We start from the raw sequence: 18,265 nt of genomic DNA, 5'->3' as shown, positions 1-18,265 counted from the left end.
TATTCTAAATTATGGACAATGTTTTCCCTTACTTAACCATTCCGTTGATTGACAATAATGAGTGATTATATTTTTGGTAGAGTTTTAACCGCTATGGTGACACCTTTTAACGAAGATTTATCCGTTAATTATAGTGTTGCTGAAAAATTAGCCGATCATTTGGTTAATAATGGTAGTGATGGTTTAGTTATTTGTGGCACTACTGGTGAATCTCCTTCTCTCGAAGACGATGAAAAATATGAGTTACTCAAAGTTGTTAAAAATGCTGTAGGTGATCGCGCTAAAATCGTCATGGGTACGGGTTCAAATTCTACCTCTAAAGCGATTAAAGATACTCAAAAAGCTAGTAAGATAGGAATTGATGGCTCATTACAAGTTGTCCCTTATTATAATAAACCGCCTCAAGAAGGCTTATATCAGCACTTTAGCTTGATTGCCAAATCCTGTCCTGATCTGCCAATAATGTTATATAATATTCCAGGTAGGACTGGTAAAAATTTAGAAGCGGAAACCACCATTCAATTAGCTCAAAATTTAGATAATATAGTAGCAATAAAAGAGGCTAGTGCAGATTTAGAACAAACGGCTAAAATAAAAATACTTGCTCCCTCCGATTTCCTAATTTATTCAGGAGAAGACTTTTTAACCTTACCTATGATGACAATAGGAGGTGTAGGAGTTGTTAGTGTGGCTAGTCATTTGGTGGGAAATCAAATGCAAAGCATGATTCAAGCCTACGAAGCAGGTAATAACTTATTGGCTCAAGAAATTCAACAAAAATTGTATAATTTATTTAATATTATATTTTGTAACACTAACCCCATTCCCGTTAAATTTGCCCTACAATTACAAGGTTGGGATGTAGGTGGCGTGAGATTGCCCTTATCTAGTCTTCCCATAAATCAATGTCAGGAAGTAGAAAAAGTATTAAAGGATTTGAGTTTATTATAAATAGTATAAAGATGACAATAAATTTAAAATACGACTATTTATAATTAGCTAACAAAGTTTTTCAGTCAATGAAAGAGATAAAATAAATTATTTTTTCGAGGAGGAAATAAGTAATGTTTTTTACATAGAAAATTTTATTACTACTACTTTTAGGTCTTATATTTCAATATTTTAGGATAAATCTATTTTTACTAAACTTTTAAAATTAATCCACCTAGAAAACTAACTACCAAATTTTATTTTAGTTTTTAACTAAATTCATTTATTCGTAAAAGGAAACATAAATATGTACAAAATTCAAGCAAGAAAAAGAAAAACTACTGCCGCCGAAAAACCTATAGTAACCCTTCCATCAAGAAATAATAAACCATTGTTAAAAGTTATTCCCCTCGGTGGATTACATGAAATTGGTAAAAATACCTGTATTTATGAATATGAAGACGAAATTATTTTAGTAGATGCGGGTATTGGTTTCCCTACTGATGGAATGCACGGTATTAATGTTGTTTTACCTGACATGACTTATCTGAAGGAAAATCAGCACAAGATTAAAGCTATGGTTGTAACTCATGGTCATGAAGATCATGTGGGGGGTATTCCTTATCACCTAAAACAAATTGATACACCCATCATTTACGGTCCTCGACTAGCGATGGCTCTTTTGCGTGATAAACTTGAAGAATCAGGATTACATGAGCGTACCATCATTAAAACTGTTTCTCCTCGTGAAATCATTAAAATAGGTAAACACTTTAAAGTTGAGTTTATTCGTAATACCCACTCCATCGCCGATAGTTTCACCCTTGCAATTCATACCCCTATTGGTGTTTTAATTCATACGGGAGATTATAAAATTGATCATACTCCCGTAGATGGTGAGTATTTCGATCTCCACCGTTTAGCTCAATTAGGAGAAGAAGGCATATTATGTTTACTGGGAGATTCTACTAATTCTGAAGTACCCGGCTTTACACCCTCAGAAAGAGCAGTTTATCCCGGATTAGAGAAAGTTTTCACCCAAGCACAAGGGCGTTTAATGGTAACAACTTTTTCTACTTCAGTACATCGGGTTAATATGCTGCTAGAGTTAGCAATGGAATATAATCGTAAAGTAGGGGTAGTAGGACGCTCCATGTTGAACGTTATTGCTCATGCTCGTAACTTAGGATATATCAAAGTACCTGATAATTTATTTGTACCTTTACGCAATTTAAGCGGTTTACCAGAAAATGAAGTATTAATTCTTTGCACAGGCTCTCAAGGGGAAAAATTTGCTGCCATGACAAGGATTTCTAAGGGTGAACATCGACAAGTAAAGATTCGTCAAGGTGATACAATTATCTTTTCTGCCAGTCCGATTCCGGGTAACACGATTGCAGTCGTTAATACGATTGATCGTCTCATGATGCAAGGAGCAAATGTAGTTTATGGAAAACAAGCTGGAGTTCACGTTTCAGGTCATGGTTGTCAAGAAGATCAAAAATTAATGTTAGCTTTAGCCAAACCTAAGTTTTTTGTACCTGTACACGGTGAACATAGAATGTTGATACAACACTCCAAGACTGCTCAAAGTGTTGGTATTCCCCCAGAAAATATTGTTATTATTCAAAATGGCGATACTATTGAATTAACAACAGATAGTATTAGTAAAGGAAATAAAGTTCCTTCAGGTATTCAATTAGTAGATACGGCAGGAGTTGTTCATGATAATGTCATGGAAGAGCGTCAACGGTTAGCGGAAGATGGGGTAATTACTATTGCCGCTAGTATTGATAATCAAGGGCGTTTATTAAGCCAACCACAAATTAATTTACGAGGTGTTGTTTGTAAAATAGAAATTTCTACCTTGGAACGCTTAATTATTCGTACTGTGGATAAAACTATTACTGATCGTCTAAAAAGTAGCTTACTATTAAATGGTCATGATGAGGTTAATTGGACAAGTATTCGTATTGATGTGGAGGCAAATTTAGAGCGATTAATTCAACGAGAATTAAATAGTGAACCATTAGTTATTTTTATCCTACAAGTGCAAGAATCAACGGAAAAACCTGTAATTACTAATGATAACGCTAATGATAGTGATACTGAAATGGAAGAATCCGATCCTAAATTTACTCGTCGTCGTCGTAAAACTATTGTTTCTGTGTAGATTATAAAGCTCCTCATCCTTAATTTTAATCTGACTGCGATCTAAATTTGAGAGAGGAGAACTAGAAGACTAGGATATAATCAACTTAAACACTGTCAAAATTTTATTTCAGATAATCATTGATCAAACTTAATTCTTTTCTGTACGTAAAATTTTGTGTTTCATCAGTCTCAAACCTTTATTTTTAAAAGTTTTTTACATCAAACTCAGGCAATTTTGAGACAATATTTTAGATTTGATCAAGTTCTGAAAAAATAATCCTCATCTGTGAATTTTGACAATCAGTCTCTTGATTATTTTTGCCAGAATATGAGAGCATTAAAAATATAATCCTGTCTGGTGTTTAAGTAAGTAAGATGAGTGATATAATTACAATCAAGAACCTACAAAAAAGCTACGGTAAAATTAAGGCTCTGAAAAATATCTCCTTTTCCGTCAAAGTTGGGGAAATTTTCGGTTTATTAGGACCAAATGGGGCAGGAAAGACGACGACGATTCGATGTTTAACTACCCTCGCTCAACCTGACTCTGGAGAAATTATTGTGGGCGGTGTATCCGCTATCACTCAACCAAAACAAGTTCGCCAAAAGTTGGGTTATGTGGCTCAAGAAGTTGCTATTGATAAGGTTTTAACTGGTAGAGAGTTATTAAACTTACAAGCCTCTCTTTATCATTTACCCTTCTCTCTGGCAAAAAAAAGAATTGATCAATTATTGAAATTATTAGGATTACAGGAATATAGCGATCGCCAAACGGGTACTTATTCAGGAGGTATTCGCAAACGTCTTGATTTAGCCGCTGGATTGCTTCATCAACCTCAAGTGTTAGTTTTAGATGAGCCTTCTGTGGGGTTAGACATCGAAAGTCGCACAATCGTCTGGGATTTTTTGCGTCAACTGAAAATAGCAGGTACAACAGTACTAATTACCAGTCACTATTTAGAAGAAATAGACGCATTGGCAGACCGATTAGCTATTATTGATCAAGGTGAAGTTATCGCTGAAGGTAGCCCTTCTTCTTTAAAAGATCGTGTAGGTGGCGATCGCATTACCTTAAAAATTAGGGAATTTGCTAACTTTGAAGAAGCACAAAAAGCAAAAGAAAAATTATCATTACTGCCCTTTGTCGAAAATATAATCATAAATCAAACTCAAGGTAATTCGTTAAACCTAATTGTTACCCCAAAAAGTAATCCTATTAGTAAAATAGAACAGACTCTTATAGAAAATGATTTACCTATATTTAGTATCAGTCAATCTCGCCCTAGTTTAGACGATGTTTATTTAGCGGCTACGGGAAAAACCTTGATTGATGCTGAAATAGAAGCATCTAATAATCGAGATTTGAAAGCCGAAAAAAAACAAGCCATGAAGAGCAATTAAGAATTAATAATTAATTATTATCTCCTAGTTTTCTACTCTTTGCCTTATCATCTTAATTAATAATATTTTTATACATCTAAATAATTATGACTCAAAGTATTTTACCTAATCAATTTACTGAAATTTTAGCTCCTAATTTAGATACTCAAATTGAAGTAAAAAATAGTGACTTTAGAGACTTTTTACAAGAAACTTTAGCTCTCACAAAACGTTTATTTATTCAGTTAAAGCGTCGTCCTTCAAGCCTTATTGCTGGTGTCGTTCAACCTTTTATGTGGTTAATTTTATTTGGTGCTTTATTCTTTAATGCTCCTGAAAATTTATTTGAAAATAACATAACCTACGGACAATTTTTAGCACCAGGTATTATTATTTTTACAGCTTTCTCTGGTGCATTAAATGCTGGTTTACCCATAATGTTTGATCGAGAATTTGGATTTTTGAATAGACTATTAGTAGCACCATTAGCATCTCGTTTTTCAATTGTTGCTGCTTCCACTATTTATATTATTAGCCTCAGTTTTATTCAAACCGCCGTTATTATCGTTGCTAGTGCCTTTATTGGTGCGGGTTTGCCCCATATTTTTGGATTAAGTGCGATCGCTTTGATAGTATTCTTGATCGTATTAGGGGTAACAGGGCTGAGTCTCGGGTTTGCCTTTGCTTTACCCGGGCATATTGAATTATTAGCAGTTATATTCGTAATTAACTTACCACTATTATTTGCAAGTACAGCATTAGCACCTTTGTCATTCATGGCGCGATGGTTACAAATTATTGCCAGTTTAAATCCTTTAACCTATGCCATTGAGCCCATACGTTATATTTATCAAAATGGTGATTGGAATTTTGCTAGTATAGTAATGAATACTCCTTGGGGTGATCTTAATTTTGTGACAGTTTTAGCATTATTATTGGCTTTTGATGTAATTATTTTATTATCAATTAAGCCTTTATTAAGTCGTCGTTTTACCTAACAAAAAATCATCAAAAATGGTTTTATTTTCTCTATAAAAAAGTAGAGTGATACAGTACTCACAACAAAACATGGAAGTATATAAAAATAGCTAAAAAAAAATACTTATGAGAAAAAAAATTGATGATAACGAAAAGATTAAAAAATAAAAAAAGAAACAAATAAGATTAATATTTAGTCGAATATATCAATAACTTAGAGAGATAAATCAATGAAAAATATCGCTAATTCAAACATTCTAGGTAGTATAATTATTAGCTTGAGTTTAATTACCGTAACTCATAACTCTGTTAATGCTCAAGCCGTTAGAAATGGGCAACCACAACCATTTCAAAGCAACGAAAAAAATCCCCTTTATGGCGATAGTATTAACCCCATGGATTTAATTCACAACGCCAACTTTTTTAACAGTCGTAATGGTGCGGATTTTGCAGAAGATACTAACCGTAACATTGATTCCGCCGCCGAAGATTTTAAACAACAACAGCAAAAAAGAATGATGGAAATGCAAAAACAAAAAGAATCAACGGAAATAATCAATAATTAATGATCTTCTTCAATCCCCAACCTTGGGGAATTTTTTTTGTTTATATGATGAAAGTGCTTTACAATAAAAAATTGATTAAGTATAGAAAATATTCTTTAAAATATGAGACATATTTCATCAGAAATCAAAGTTTAAATCTTTTGACGATAATGGAGAATTATTTTTAAAGAAGTCTAATTATTAACCATATCCAATATGTAGCAATCCTTAAATAATTTGTGACAAAAATAAAAAATAAATTTGTAAATTTTACTATATCTAAAACCTGATTATTAAAAGTTGAAAGCTGATAGCTAACATTTCCAAAAATCTCGCAACTCACATATTAGGATTGCTATATTATTTTGATCATTGCTAACAATCAATATTAATTACCTTAAATGAATTTAACTTTATATAACACTCTCACTAATCAAGAAGAAACTTTTATCCCTATTAATCCTCCTAAAGTTAATATGTACTGTTGTGGCATTACAGCTTATGATTATTGTCATTTAGGTCATGCAAGGACTTGTATTGTCTGGGACGTGGTAAGATCTTATTTGATTTGGAGAGGTTACGAAGTTAAATATATTCAAAATTTTACAGATATTGACGATAAGATTCTTAATCGTGCCAAAAATGAAAATACCACGATGGAAGCAATTTCTGAGCGTTTTATTCAGGCTTATTTTGAGGATATGCAACGATTAAACGTTAAACAAGCAGACGCTTATCCCCGTGCGACTCATGCCCTCGATGGTATTAAAAAATTAATTTGGGAATTAGAGCAAAAAGGTTATGCTTATGAAACTCAAGGGGATGTTTATTATTCTGTCAGTAAGTTTAAAGATTATGGTAAGTTGTCGGGGCGAAAATTAGAAGATTTACAAGCGGGTGCTAGTGGGAGAGTTAATCAAAGTGAAGCGGTGAAACAAGAATCTTTCGATTTTGCTTTATGGAAATCTGCTAAACCTGATGAACCTAGTTTTGACTCTCCTTGGGGAAGAGGGCGCCCAGGTTGGCATATCGAATGTTCGGCGATGGTGAGAGATATGTTAGGAGAAACTATTGATATTCATATGGGAGGAAATGACTTGATTTTTCCTCACCATGAAAACGAAATTGCACAATCTGAAGCCTTTACGGGTAAACCTTTAGCTCGTTATTGGTTACATAACGGTATGGTGAAAGTTGACGGGGAAAAAATGTCTAAATCTTTGGGTAATTTTGTTACCATTCGAGATTTATTGGCAAAATATGACCCTATGGCAATTCGTTTGTTTATTCTTCAAGCTAATTATCGTAAACCTCTTGATTTCACTGATGATGCTCTAAAAGCGGCAACTAATGGTTGGCATACTTTAGTGGAGGGCTTACTTTTTGGAATTAAATATAGAGAAAAACTGAATTGGACAGAAGAAACCCATAATAGTTTTATTAAATCAGTTCACGATCACTTCTGTCAAGCCGTAGATCATGATTTTAATTTTGCCGCTGGTTTAGCTATCCTGTTTGAATTAGCAAAGGATTTGCGTAAGGAAGGGAATTTATTAACCCATGAAGGCAAAACCAGTCAATCTAGTCAAGAATTAAGAGGTAAATGGCATACTTTAGTGAATTTAGCTCAAGTTTTGGGGTTGGAAGCTGATTTTAACGAAATTGAAGATGCTTCTAATGCTATTACTGAGTCAGAAATCGAGGCTTTAATTGAACAAAGATTAAATGCTCGTCAGGCGAAAAACTATCAAGAAGGCGATCAAATTCGTGATTTATTAAAAGAAAAAGGAGTTACTCTGATTGATGTTTCTGGGGGTGTCACTAAATGGCATTGGAATAATTGACAATAGTAATCTCCTATCACTTAATTGATTAAGTATTTTTAACCACATAATTTATAATGAGAATAACAGCTAAGTAAGTATTGTTAATATTTAATATTCTTTTTTTTATTTCATTTAAGTAATTATTATTTTAAAAAGCTAATATTGATTATTTATTATTAATTATATAATCTGGTTATTCTCTATCATAAACCATGAAAAGTAAGACAAAATTTGTTGATTTTTCATTATTTCTTTTAATTATTTTTTCATATTTAGGTAACTATTTTAAACTACCTTTATTTTTTGGCGTTGATTTTATTTTTGGAGCAATTTTTGTCTGGATAGTTAGTTATTTTTATGGTGGTTTATGGGGAGTAATAACAGGTTTTATCAGTAGTCTTTGTACTTGGTTTTTATGGGAACATCCCTATGCGATAATTGTTTATACTATTGAAGCTATTTTTGTTAACTATTTTTGGCGTAGAAAAAGTAAAAATTTAGTTTTAGTTAATATTATTTATTGGTTATTTATTGGTATTCCTCTTGTTACTTTTTTTTATTTACTGATTTTAAAAGTTTCTTTTTTAGGAGTGACTTTAGTTGTTTTGAAACAATCAATAAATAGTATTTTTAATGCTTTAATTGCTATTCTAATTATTAACTATTCCCCTATATATAAAATTCTCAGAAAAAATGCACAAAAAATAGTCTTATCCTTTCAAGAAAATCTATTTAATTTATTAATTAGTTTTATTCTAATTACTACTCTTAGTATTACTATTTTTAATAGTTATAGACAAATTGACGATATTGATCATACAATTGTTAAACAGTTACAACTAGTAGTTGCACGATTACAAGATAAAATTATTGATTGGTATGATCTTCATCAAAAATCTTTGCAAGAAATAGCTTCGGTTAAGGATAATAAGGAAATTTTGGCAAATCAATTAATGAGTAGTACAAAAATATTTAATGATTTTCGAGAATTATATGTGATTAATCAAGAAGGAATTATTATTGCTGGTTATCCTGATACAAATCAAATAGGAAACTCAATCGTTAATTTATCTTCTTCTGATTTGCAAGAATTTAAAATTGCAAAAAAAAGTCAGAAGTTGATGTTAAGTGATATTCATAATCAAGATTTAATTAATGAAAATCATGTTAGCTTTATTTATCCTATTATCGAAAATAATAAATGGAATGGCTTTATTTATGCCTCTTTTTTTACTAATAGGATAAGTAATTTTCTTAATTTAGATAAAATAACGATTGATGGAAATATATTTATTTTAGATAGTAAAAATAAAATCATCGTTGCTAATGATTCAACAGTTGATGAAAGTTATCTTAATTCTAAAAACAAAAAAATACGATCATTAAATAATGGTATTTATCAATGGTTACCTATTAAACCCGGAATGCCAATTATGTCGAGATGGAGTCAATCTTATTATGTAAAACAAGTAAAGATTAGTGATCAAATTCCATGGTCAATTCTTGTTAAAATTAAAACTGAACCTTTCATAAAACAATTACAAATTGATTATATTAATTCTTTAGGTATTCTTTTTATTATCACTATTGTTGGTTTTTTCTTGGCTGATAAAATTAGTAAACAAGTAGTTAAACCCTTAAAAATCTTAGGAGAAGTAACAAGTAATTTACCTGATAAAATTATTAATCATCAAGATTTTTTGTGGCAAAAAACAGCTATAGATGAATTAGAAGTTTTAGCAGTTAATTATCAAATAATGATCTTAGCATTACAAGATAAATTTAGAGAATTACAAGAAATAGAAAAAACTCTACAAGCTAAAGTGGAGGAGAGAACTAATGAATTAATCTTAAATACTAGAAAATTAGAAGCAGAAATAGAAGAAAAAAAAGAAATAGAAAAATTATTATTACAAAAAGATGAGCGTTATGAATTGGCAGTTTCTGGTACTAATGATGGCATTTGGGATTGGAATTTAAAGACTAATGACGTTTATTATTCTCCTACGTGGATGCGAATTATTGGTTATGAAGAGAATCCTTTACCACCCACTATTAATAGTTGGTTACATCAAATTCATGAGGATGATTTAGAAAAACATCTACAAGATATTCATTTTTCTCTATCTCATGATGCTCAACTATATCAAAATATACATAGATTACGTCATTGTAGTGGTCAATATATTTGGGTTTTAGCGAAAGGTAAACGAGATAATGATATTGATGGACAACCGTCTCGTTTAGTAGGGACAATTACAGATATTAGTGATAAAGTTAGGGTAGAACAAGAGTTACAACTAGCAAAAGAACAAGCAGAAGCGGCTAATCAGGCGAAAAGTGAGTTTTTAGCTACCATGAGTCATGAAATACGCACTCCGATGAATGCAGTGATAGGAATGACAGGATTATTGTTAGATACTCCTTTAAATGTTGAACAAAAAGAGTTTGCGGAGATTATTCGTACTAGCGGTGATAGTTTATTAACGATTATTAATGATATTTTGGATTTTTCTAAAATAGAGTCGGGCAAATTGGAGTTAGAATATCAACCTTTTTCTATTTATACAGTGGTAGAAGAGTCTTTAGATTTATTGGCATCAAAAGCGATAAACAAAAATATCGAATTAATTTATTTAATCGCTCAAGATATTCCTCTAACGATTAGTGGTGATATGATTCGTTTACGTCAGATTTTAGTTAATTTAGTAAGTAATGCGATTAAATTTACCAAAACGGGAGAAATAATTTTATCTGTAAGTGTTTATCAAACTAACATTATTAATAGTAATGTTACCGAATATGAGCTTCTTTTTTCGATTAAGGATACAGGAATTGGTATTCCCGCTAGTCGTATTGATAGACTTTTTAAAACTTTTTCTCAGGTAGATGCTTCTACAACTCGTAACTATGGTGGCACAGGATTGGGATTAGCAATCTGTAAACGCTTAGTTGAAATGATGAGAGGAAGAATTTGGGCAGAAAGTCGAGGTGAGGTAGCAGGAAATTATCCTTCTGATTGGAATATTTCTTCTAAAGTGGGAGAAAATGGTTCAATGTTTTGTTTTACCATGAAAACTCAAATTTCTAATCTGTTAAGGCAAAATCATTTATCTCATCCTGAATTTTTGCGAGGTAAAAAAGTTTTGATTGTTGATGATAATGAAACTAATCGCCAAATGTTAATGATTCAATGTCAGAATTTGGGCATGGAAACCACCGTGACTTCTTCAGGAAAAGAAGCCTTATCTATGCTCAGAAATAAGCAACATCTTGATTTAGCTATTTTAGATATGCAAATGCCTTCTATGGATGGCGTTGCTTTAGGAAAACAAATTCACTTATTACCAGACTATAAAAATTTACCATTAATTTTACTAAGCTCTATTGGTAATCCAGAAATAGAAAAATATATCAAACAAGTTAATTGGAGTGCAACTTTAACAAAACCGATTAAACAATCTCAATTATCAGATATTTTGCTTAAGGTTTGTAATCGAGAAAATAATAATTTTCAATCTTTTAACATAATTAATAACAATTTACCTTTTGATAATATCGCCAGTATTGCACCTCTAAAAATTCTCGTGGCTGAAGATAATATTGTTAATCAAAAAGTAATTACTAATATTCTTAAACGTTTGGGCTATCGTGCTGATGTAGTTGCTAATGGTGTAGAAGTTTTAGAAACTCTTCGCCGTCAATCCTATGATTTAATTCTCATGGATGTACAAATGCCTGAAATGGACGGTTTAACTGCCACTCGTCAAATTCGCACTCTTTGGAATACTCCTCATAGCAATTTTTATGGAGATATACCATATATTATAGCCATGACAGCTAATGCAATGGAAGGTGATCGAGAAATCTGTTTATCGGCGGGGATGAATGATTATTTATCGAAACCTGTAAGGGTAGAAAATTTAGTCCAAAAATTGAAAAATCTGAAAAAAAAGAATTCAGTTTCAGACATAATTAATAATAATGATGTTAAACCAGAATCAAATAATAGTATGGATCATTTAGACTCAAAAATAATTGCTGAATTAAAAGAAATGATAGGAGATGAAGACTTTGAAGAAGTTTTTGCTGATTTAATCAATGCTTATTTAGAGGATAGTCCAAAATTAATACAAGGTTTAATTAATGGGTTAAAAAATAAAGATAGACAGGAAATTAAAATCAATGCTCATACTCTCAAGTCTAGTAGTGGTAGTTTGGGTGCAAAAAAATTATCAGAATTGTCTAAAGAATTAGAATACTGTAGTATTACTGGAGACATGGAAAAACCAAATACTTTAATCTCTGAAATTTTATCCGAATATCAAGCTGTAGAAAGTTTAATGCGTCAAGAATTAAGTAAATTTAATTAAGGATTAATGAGCTTTTTTGACCATTTATTATTTTCTATAAGCTGATAAATACAGCGATTTTGAGGATTTCCTTTTAATTCTAAATGATCAACTTTTTCTGGATTTAATAGTAATAAACAAAAATTAGATCTTGGCTTTTCTTCGTCTATTATATCAATAATTTTTTCTGAATTTTCTGTTAATAATTCTCCCGGATTTGCCCAGTAAAATTGCTCTTTTCCACTTCTACTTAATTTTTCCCATACTTTTTCACGCTCAGATAATAAATTTTGATCTTGATAATTTTCTGTAATTAAGATTATCTTTCCCTTGATTCTAAATTGTTCTCTTGTTTTTGCAAAATACCAACAAATTTCACTAGAAGAATTATTAGTTAAATGGGTAAATTTTTCACTGCGAATATCAGTAATAATTTTTAGTTGATTACTATTATCTAAAAATCCTCTAAAAACTACCATTCTATTGGTAGGATAACCTTCTTCATTTACTGTTGCTAAAGAAAAATAACGACTAAATATTTGTGAACGATTACGATGTAATGCTCTTTGTAAATGCGTTCTCCACGGTGCTAAAATTTCAGACATAAACAGGGTTTAATAAACAAGTAGAAAGTTTTTGAAAATAAAGTATTGGCAATTGACAATGGTTTCATTCAAAGTTTAAAATCTATCTTTTTGAGAGAAAAAATAAAAAAATTTCATTTTTTAATCTTCAACAATTGAATCAACAGAGACATAATTGTCTATTTTCTATTATTAATTGTTAATTATCCATTGCCTAAATACAAAAAAAATATTAAATTTTGTAAATAAAGGTAAAATTAAATTAAATTAAATTACAAAAAATTTTGACTAAATATAAGGTAAAATTAGGTTCAAAAGAGATCTAAAAAATCTAAAAAATTATTTAATCATTCCCTCACAAAAAAATATTTATGATTGCGACAGCAGAATCCAAAACCTTTGTTTCATCTACAGCTAATCTTCCTTCTATCAGTGGTTTTGAAGCTAAAATATCAGCTTTAGTTAATAATAATGATCAAGTATATTTACCTAAAACTAACCTTAAATTAGAACAAATAAAATCTGGATTTGCCTGTGCTTTACATATGCACCAACCCACCATTCCAGCAGGGGAAAATGGTGCATTAATTTGTAATTTACAGCATATGTTTAATCATCAAGGTGAAGGTGATAATCATAATGCGGGTGTTTTTGCATGGTGTTATAGTCGCATGGGTGAATTTATCCCTCAATTAGTGGCTGATGGTTGTAACCCTCGCATCATGTTGGATTATTCGGGCAACTTGCTTTGGGGTTTACAGCAAATGGGACGCCATGATATTCTTGATAATCTCAAAAAAATTACTTGCGATGGTCAATATCAACCTTATGTAGAGTGGTTGGGCACAATGTGGTCTCATGCCGTCGCACCATCAACCCCAATTCCCGATTTAAAATTACAAATTCAAGCATGGCAACATCATTTTGCTTCTATTTTCGGTGAAGAGGCACTATCACGAGTGAAAGGTTTTTCCCCTCCTGAAATGCATCTTCCTAATCATCCTGACACTCTTTTTGAATATATCAAAGCTCTTAAAGATTGCGGTTATCGTTGGCTATTAGTTCAAGAACACACCGTTGAAAATATCGATGGTTCAGGTCTAGAGCATAGACAAAAGTATATGCCTAATCGTTTAGTTGCCAAAAATTCCAGAGGGGAAGTTATTAGCATCACAGTCTTAATTAAAACTCAAGGCTCAGATACTAAATTAGTGGCACAAATGCAACCCTATCATGAAGCGAAAACTTTAGGTAAACAAGACATTAAGGGTATTTCTATTCCTTCTTGTGTTAGTCAAATTGCTGACGGTGAAAACGGTGGCGTGATGATGAATGAGTTTCCTCGTGGTTTTCAACCTCTATGGTACGATCTCAAAAATGGTAGCGATGTAGTGGGTTTTAATGGTACGGAATATCTTGAGTTAATCGAAGCCAATGGCATTAATCCAGAAGATTATCCTATCTGTCAACCTGTTGGGCAACATAAAATTTGGGCAAAAGTTGCCGATAATATTACTACAGCAACGGTAGAAAATGCGATCGCAGAGCTTAATCAAAATGATCATCAATTTCATATGGATGGTGCATCATGGACAAATGATTTAAGCTGGGTAAAAGGTTATGAAAATGTCCTCGAACCGATGAACAAATTAAGTGCTATGTTTCATCAAAAATACGATCGTTTAGTTGCAGAAGATCCAACTGTAACCCAAAGAGCTGATTATCAAGAAGCCTTACTTTACAATTTATTAGTACAAACAAGCTGTTTTCGTTATTGGGGACAAGGAATGTGGACTGATTACGCCCGTGAATTATATCGTCGTGGTGAGCAACTTTGTCAATAAGTGTCAGGGAAAATAATATTTTAGACATGACGCAGATCAACTATTCTGATTCTGTTTAAACATCACCTGTACTGTAGAGTGGGCAATGCCCACAGTACTTTCAGAATTGTCGCTTATTGCATCACAACTATATTGAAAAACTACTAATTAACCTTTCCAGATAATATCTTCTAAACCTTCAGCTTCCAACTCTTCATAGCTATTGATAGTAATTCTTTCGTAAATAGTTAAATCATTATTGTTATTAACAGTTTGTTTTTGAGAATTCGTGGGATGGGTAATTTTTGCGGAATTTTCTGATGCTATTGTTCTTTTTAAATTCATTGTCGTTTTATCGCGATATTGTATATCATTTGTATTTTTAGCATCAGACGCAAAATATTTTAAGAAAAATTTTAAGGTATCTTGGGTTATACATCCTCTTAAAACCGCTAAAGAGCCGAATTTTACCCCTAGTTTTTTTTGTTCATCAAGAATAGCCTTAATATCATTTTCTTTTAGTAAACCCGCTTCAAAAAAATAATTACCGATTTGTTTTTTGTGATCATTAACTATTAATTCTTTGATTTTATGACCAAAAAAATCTGCAGTTTGTTGATCAATCCAACCGTGAAGTGCTAGGATTTCTCCTAGTTTTAAATGACTATAAATACTTTGTTCTACCAATGCAACATGGATTTGTCCACTATTAATTAATCCAGCTTCTTCTAAAATTTTCCCTATGGGTTGATTTATTAAATTGTTTTTTGACATAATTATATTCTCCACCTTAGATAGTTCTAAACAGTTTTAATAAAAATGAGTTTTGAGATGATAAAATTAGAATAATTTAAACATTAACAATAGATCATAGATCTTTTTTTTGAATCATGATCCGTTTATCTGCTAGTTTGCAACAAAAATTTTCTACACCCTTAAAAATTGGAAATGTAATTGTTTATAGTCGAGTATTGCAATCACCATTGTCAGGAGTTACAGATTTAGTTTTTCGTCGTTTAGTTAGACGTTATGCTCCAGAATCGATGACATATACTGAAATGGTAAACGCCACAGAAATAAACCATCTTAAACAATTACCTAAATTAATGGAAATTGATGCTGATGAGCAACCCATTAGCATTCAACTTTTCGACTGCCGCCCTGATTTTATGGCACAAGCCGCCGAAAAAGCAGTCACTGAAGGAGCAAAAACCATTGATATAAATATGGGATGCCCAGTTAATAAGATTACCAAAAAAGGAGGTGGCTCAGGTTTATTACGTCAACCAGAAATTGCACAAGCCATTGTCAAAGAGGTAAAACAGGCAGTAAATGTACCTGTTACGGTGAAAACTCGCCTTGGTTGGAATGATGACGAAATCAATGTTATCGAATTTGGTCAAAGAATGGAAGAAGCTGGAGCAAGTATGATAACTGTACATGGACGGACTCGTGAGCAAGGTTATACGGGCACGGCGAGATGGGATATCATCGCCCAAGTAAAAGAAAAATTGACAATTCCCGTCATTGCCAATGGTGATATTTTTTCTGTGGAAGATGCCCTTCGTTGTCTCACAATTACTAACGCTGACGGCGTGATGTGTTCTCGTGGGACGTTGGGTTATCCGTTTTTAGTGGGACAAATCGACTTTTACCTCAAAAATAATAAAAATCCTGTTTTACCTACCATCAAGCAACGTTTAGAATGTGCTAAAGAACATTTAATTGGCTTGTGGGAATATAAAGGACAAAAAGGCATATTTCAAGCTCGTAAACATTTATCATGGTATTGTAAGGGTTTTAGTGGTGCATCAGAATTACGGGATCAATGTTCTCGTATTAATAGCGTTGAGGAAGGTTTAGATTTGATTAATAATGCACAATTAAAACTTGATTGATATAGACAAAATATTAAAATTCAATTCAAAATCATTGTCGTGTAAATGTTTGAAATAGGTTAATGTATAAATAAGTTTATTTAAAAGAATAATCAGATAATTAATAACTTAAAATCTAAAATATTTTATAGTAAATAAATTTCAATCCCTAAAAAAATTAATGATAACTCAAAATAAAATACTTAATTTGAGTAAGACTGAAAAGCTAGGAGATGAAATAGACTTTATTGAATAGAGTGCTTTTTATCAAATGTGGTACTCATTACAAGAGTGATTAAATTTACTGAAATCTCAACTCTAATAATGATTGCACAAGAATATATTAACCAGATTAAATTAAGGTTAAAAAGAAGTAAAATTGTTGATAATTTAGAAATTATTAAAGAAAAAATAGTCTTAGATCAAGGATATTTTAGAGCTAAAATAATTTTAGAAAATGAAGATTTTTCAGATTATTTAGTGATGCGATCGCTCTATTTTAGATTTGAATTAATGATCATTTACTAGGTTAAAAAACACCTATTTAGAGCATTTATCACTAGCATTATAGATAATACTACTATAACGTCCTTCCACCGTACCGACTTCGACACAATAGCCTGTTTTATCTTCAATATAGTAGGCACTTTTACCACCATCAAAAGTTACGGTATTGCGATAAGTATAACCTCGTTTGATCAATTCTCCTTCAGCTTGTCCAGCCCTAGCACCAACTAAATCTTCTAATGTAGGAGGTGTTGTACTGTAAAGATTTTCAGGAGTTTTTCCTTTAGAATAGGATGAAGATGGTGCTGTTTCACCCTGATAAATGTAAACGGATTCATTTTTGAAACGAAAAATAATAGTATTTCCGTCAATTTCTCGAATGACAGAATTACTATTTTGATCAGTATATTGATTAGTTTCCTTAGGTGTTAATTCATAAGTAATGCCATCTTCCCGTTGAATAGTAATAAAACCTTGACGTTGAGAAAAAGTACAATTGACTACGCCAGAAGCCTTATCTTCACCTTTAGGGTATATATCACACCGAGAATTGATAGTATCTGCCTGAGCGATACTAGAAAAAGAAACCGTGGTAATAATAGTTATTAAGGGTAATAAAAAGTTTTTGATTTTCATGTTTTTTAAATTGATTTAATTAAAATATTTTTATTAAATTTTTGAGTTTTTCCTGACTTTTTATCTAAAAAAATGAGCTATTAAAGATAAATTTTTTGCTTAAAAAGAGAGATTAAATATTATTCACCTCTCAATTTTTTACTATAGTTTGCCTTCATCCGCTATGGAAAAAATATAGTTATAAAATTCTGTACCTGTTTTTTTATTAATAATTACCACATGACTTGTACTTTTGTCATACATAACTCGGACTTGTTTATCTTCTCCCATAAACATATTACCTGAAGTTCTTTTAAGTGTTCCGTTAAAGACAAATTCAGCATCTTTAATTTTCACGATAATTGTATCATTATTTTTCTTTGTCATCTGAGTTACAGGAATTTTTGCCATTATCATTGGCATTGATTTCATCGTTAAAGTTTCAGCTTTTAGAGGTGAAATAAATCCATTACTACTTAAAAGAATAATACTAGAACTAACAAAGAAACAGACCTTTTTTGTTGATAACGTTAAAGATTTCATAATAATTTTATGTGATAATTTGATAGATGAGTTTTCAGGGTAATTTTAACTAAAAAAAGTTAGATATTTATAGCGATTCTAAATTATTTGTCAAATATTTAAAAGTAATAATAAATTATGTAATAGTTATATAACAAAGAATTTAAACTAC

14 protein-coding genes are annotated in these 18,265 nt (G+C 31.4%); 10 read left to right on the top strand and 4 right to left on the bottom strand.

What is annotated here, in order from left to right:
* Nucleotides 1-57 precede the first annotated feature (57 nt).
* The 7 genes from dapA to GM3708_RS04255 all read left to right on the top strand — a co-directional run bounded on the left by dapA (nt 58) and on the right by GM3708_RS04255 (nt 12,186).
* Entirely contained in the window at nt 58-951 is an 894-nt protein-coding gene (gene dapA / locus GM3708_RS04285) for a 4-hydroxy-tetrahydrodipicolinate synthase (RefSeq protein ID WP_066344395.1), read from the top strand.
* Between the two features lie 286 nt (nt 952-1,237).
* Nucleotides 1,238-3,103 carry a ribonuclease J gene (locus tag GM3708_RS04280; protein ID WP_066344393.1) on the top strand — a complete coding sequence of 622 codons (1,866 nt, stop codon included), beginning with the start codon at nt 1,238-1,240 and terminating at the stop codon, nt 3,101-3,103.
* Between the two features lie 356 nt (nt 3,104-3,459).
* Entirely contained in the window at nt 3,460-4,485 is a 1,026-nt protein-coding gene (locus GM3708_RS04275) for an ABC transporter ATP-binding protein (protein ID WP_066344392.1), read from the top strand.
* Between the two features lie 86 nt (nt 4,486-4,571).
* Nucleotides 4,572-5,462 carry an ABC transporter permease gene (locus tag GM3708_RS04270; RefSeq protein WP_066344391.1) on the top strand — a complete coding sequence of 297 codons (891 nt, stop codon included), beginning with the start codon at nt 4,572-4,574 and terminating at the stop codon, nt 5,460-5,462.
* Between the two features lie 210 nt (nt 5,463-5,672).
* Nucleotides 5,673-6,008, top strand: a complete 336-nt coding sequence (locus GM3708_RS04265) for a hypothetical protein (RefSeq protein WP_066344390.1) — start codon at nt 5,673-5,675, stop codon at nt 6,006-6,008.
* A 380-nt stretch (nt 6,009-6,388) separates the two neighbouring features.
* Nucleotides 6,389-7,831 carry a cysteine--tRNA ligase gene (gene cysS, locus GM3708_RS04260; protein WP_066344388.1) on the top strand — a complete coding sequence of 481 codons (1,443 nt, stop codon included), beginning with the start codon at nt 6,389-6,391 and terminating at the stop codon, nt 7,829-7,831.
* A 194-nt stretch (nt 7,832-8,025) separates the two neighbouring features.
* Nucleotides 8,026-12,186 (top strand): response regulator, encoded by a 4,161-nt coding sequence (locus GM3708_RS04255; RefSeq protein WP_066344386.1) that lies wholly within the window; start codon nt 8,026-8,028, stop codon nt 12,184-12,186.
* Here GM3708_RS04255 and GM3708_RS04250 read toward each other — a convergent pair.
* Nucleotides 12,183-12,770 (bottom strand): Npun_F5749 family FMN-dependent PPOX-type flavoprotein, encoded by a 588-nt coding sequence (locus GM3708_RS04250; RefSeq protein ID WP_066344385.1) that lies wholly within the window; start codon nt 12,768-12,770, stop codon nt 12,183-12,185. The genes GM3708_RS04255 and GM3708_RS04250 overlap by 4 nt on opposite strands.
* 350 nt (nt 12,771-13,120) lie before the next feature.
* Between GM3708_RS04250 and GM3708_RS04245 the strand changes: the two genes are divergently transcribed.
* On the top strand, nt 13,121-14,593 hold the full coding sequence (locus GM3708_RS04245) for a glycosyl hydrolase family 57 (protein ID WP_066344384.1): 1,473 nt from the start codon (nt 13,121-13,123) through the stop codon (nt 14,591-14,593).
* A 147-nt stretch (nt 14,594-14,740) separates the two neighbouring features.
* Here the strand turns inward: GM3708_RS04245 and GM3708_RS04240 are convergent, their stop codons facing one another.
* The gene (locus GM3708_RS04240; RefSeq protein WP_066344382.1) at nt 14,741-15,346 is read right to left on the bottom strand and encodes a hypothetical protein; all 606 of its coding nucleotides are present in this window, start codon (nt 15,344-15,346) and stop codon (nt 14,741-14,743) included.
* Nucleotides 15,347-15,462: 116 nt separating this feature from the next.
* Here GM3708_RS04240 and dusB point away from each other — a divergent pair, with 116 nt between their 5' ends.
* Together dusB and GM3708_RS04230 are read left to right on the top strand one after the other, a co-directional pair.
* Nucleotides 15,463-16,470: a tRNA dihydrouridine synthase DusB gene (gene dusB / locus GM3708_RS04235; protein ID WP_066344381.1), complete on the top strand. Its 1,008-nt coding sequence runs from the start codon at nt 15,463-15,465 to the stop codon at nt 16,468-16,470.
* A 303-nt stretch (nt 16,471-16,773) separates the two neighbouring features.
* The gene (locus tag GM3708_RS04230) at nt 16,774-16,977 is read left to right on the top strand and encodes a hypothetical protein (protein WP_066344380.1); all 204 of its coding nucleotides are present in this window, start codon (nt 16,774-16,776) and stop codon (nt 16,975-16,977) included.
* Between the two features lie 12 nt (nt 16,978-16,989).
* Here GM3708_RS04230 and GM3708_RS04225 read toward each other — a convergent pair whose 3' ends face one another.
* Together GM3708_RS04225 and GM3708_RS04220 are read right to left on the bottom strand one after the other, a co-directional pair.
* Nucleotides 16,990-17,592, bottom strand: a complete 603-nt coding sequence (locus GM3708_RS04225; protein ID WP_066344379.1) for a hypothetical protein — start codon at nt 17,590-17,592, stop codon at nt 16,990-16,992.
* A gap of 141 nt (nt 17,593-17,733) precedes the next feature.
* Entirely contained in the window at nt 17,734-18,114 is a 381-nt protein-coding gene (locus GM3708_RS04220; RefSeq protein ID WP_066344377.1) for a hypothetical protein, read from the bottom strand.
* Nucleotides 18,115-18,265: the final 151 nt, after the last annotated feature.

This window comes from Geminocystis sp. NIES-3708 (assembly GCF_001548095.1).
Taxonomy (GTDB): Bacteria; Cyanobacteriota; Cyanobacteriia; order Cyanobacteriales; family Cyanobacteriaceae; genus Geminocystis.
Note: the sequence above shows the minus strand (reverse complement) of the source record. Positions and strands in the feature narration are given on the sequence as shown.

What these genes read in the sequence shown, in the direction of transcription:
- dapA (WP_066344395.1), top strand. Translation starts at nt 58, where the DNA reads ATGAGTGATTATATTTTTGGTAGAGTTTTAACCGCTATGGTGACACCT.
- GM3708_RS04280 (WP_066344393.1), top strand. Translation starts at nt 1,238, where the DNA reads ATGTACAAAATTCAAGCAAGAAAAAGAAAAACTACTGCCGCCGAAAAA.
- GM3708_RS04275 (WP_066344392.1), top strand. Translation starts at nt 3,460, where the DNA reads ATGAGTGATATAATTACAATCAAGAACCTACAAAAAAGCTACGGTAAA.
- GM3708_RS04270 (WP_066344391.1), top strand. Translation starts at nt 4,572, where the DNA reads ATGACTCAAAGTATTTTACCTAATCAATTTACTGAAATTTTAGCTCCT.
- GM3708_RS04265 (WP_066344390.1), top strand. Translation starts at nt 5,673, where the DNA reads ATGAAAAATATCGCTAATTCAAACATTCTAGGTAGTATAATTATTAGC.
- cysS (WP_066344388.1), top strand. Translation starts at nt 6,389, where the DNA reads ATGAATTTAACTTTATATAACACTCTCACTAATCAAGAAGAAACTTTT.
- GM3708_RS04255 (WP_066344386.1), top strand. Translation starts at nt 8,026, where the DNA reads ATGAAAAGTAAGACAAAATTTGTTGATTTTTCATTATTTCTTTTAATT.
- GM3708_RS04250 (WP_066344385.1), bottom strand. Translation starts at nt 12,770, where the DNA reads ATGTCTGAAATTTTAGCACCGTGGAGAACGCATTTACAAAGAGCATTA.
- GM3708_RS04245 (WP_066344384.1), top strand. Translation starts at nt 13,121, where the DNA reads ATGATTGCGACAGCAGAATCCAAAACCTTTGTTTCATCTACAGCTAAT.
- GM3708_RS04240 (WP_066344382.1), bottom strand. Translation starts at nt 15,346, where the DNA reads ATGTCAAAAAACAATTTAATAAATCAACCCATAGGGAAAATTTTAGAA.
- dusB (WP_066344381.1), top strand. Translation starts at nt 15,463, where the DNA reads ATGATCCGTTTATCTGCTAGTTTGCAACAAAAATTTTCTACACCCTTA.
- GM3708_RS04230 (WP_066344380.1), top strand. Translation starts at nt 16,774, where the DNA reads ATGATTGCACAAGAATATATTAACCAGATTAAATTAAGGTTAAAAAGA.
- GM3708_RS04225 (WP_066344379.1), bottom strand. Translation starts at nt 17,592, where the DNA reads ATGAAAATCAAAAACTTTTTATTACCCTTAATAACTATTATTACCACG.
- GM3708_RS04220 (WP_066344377.1), bottom strand. Translation starts at nt 18,114, where the DNA reads ATGAAATCTTTAACGTTATCAACAAAAAAGGTCTGTTTCTTTGTTAGT.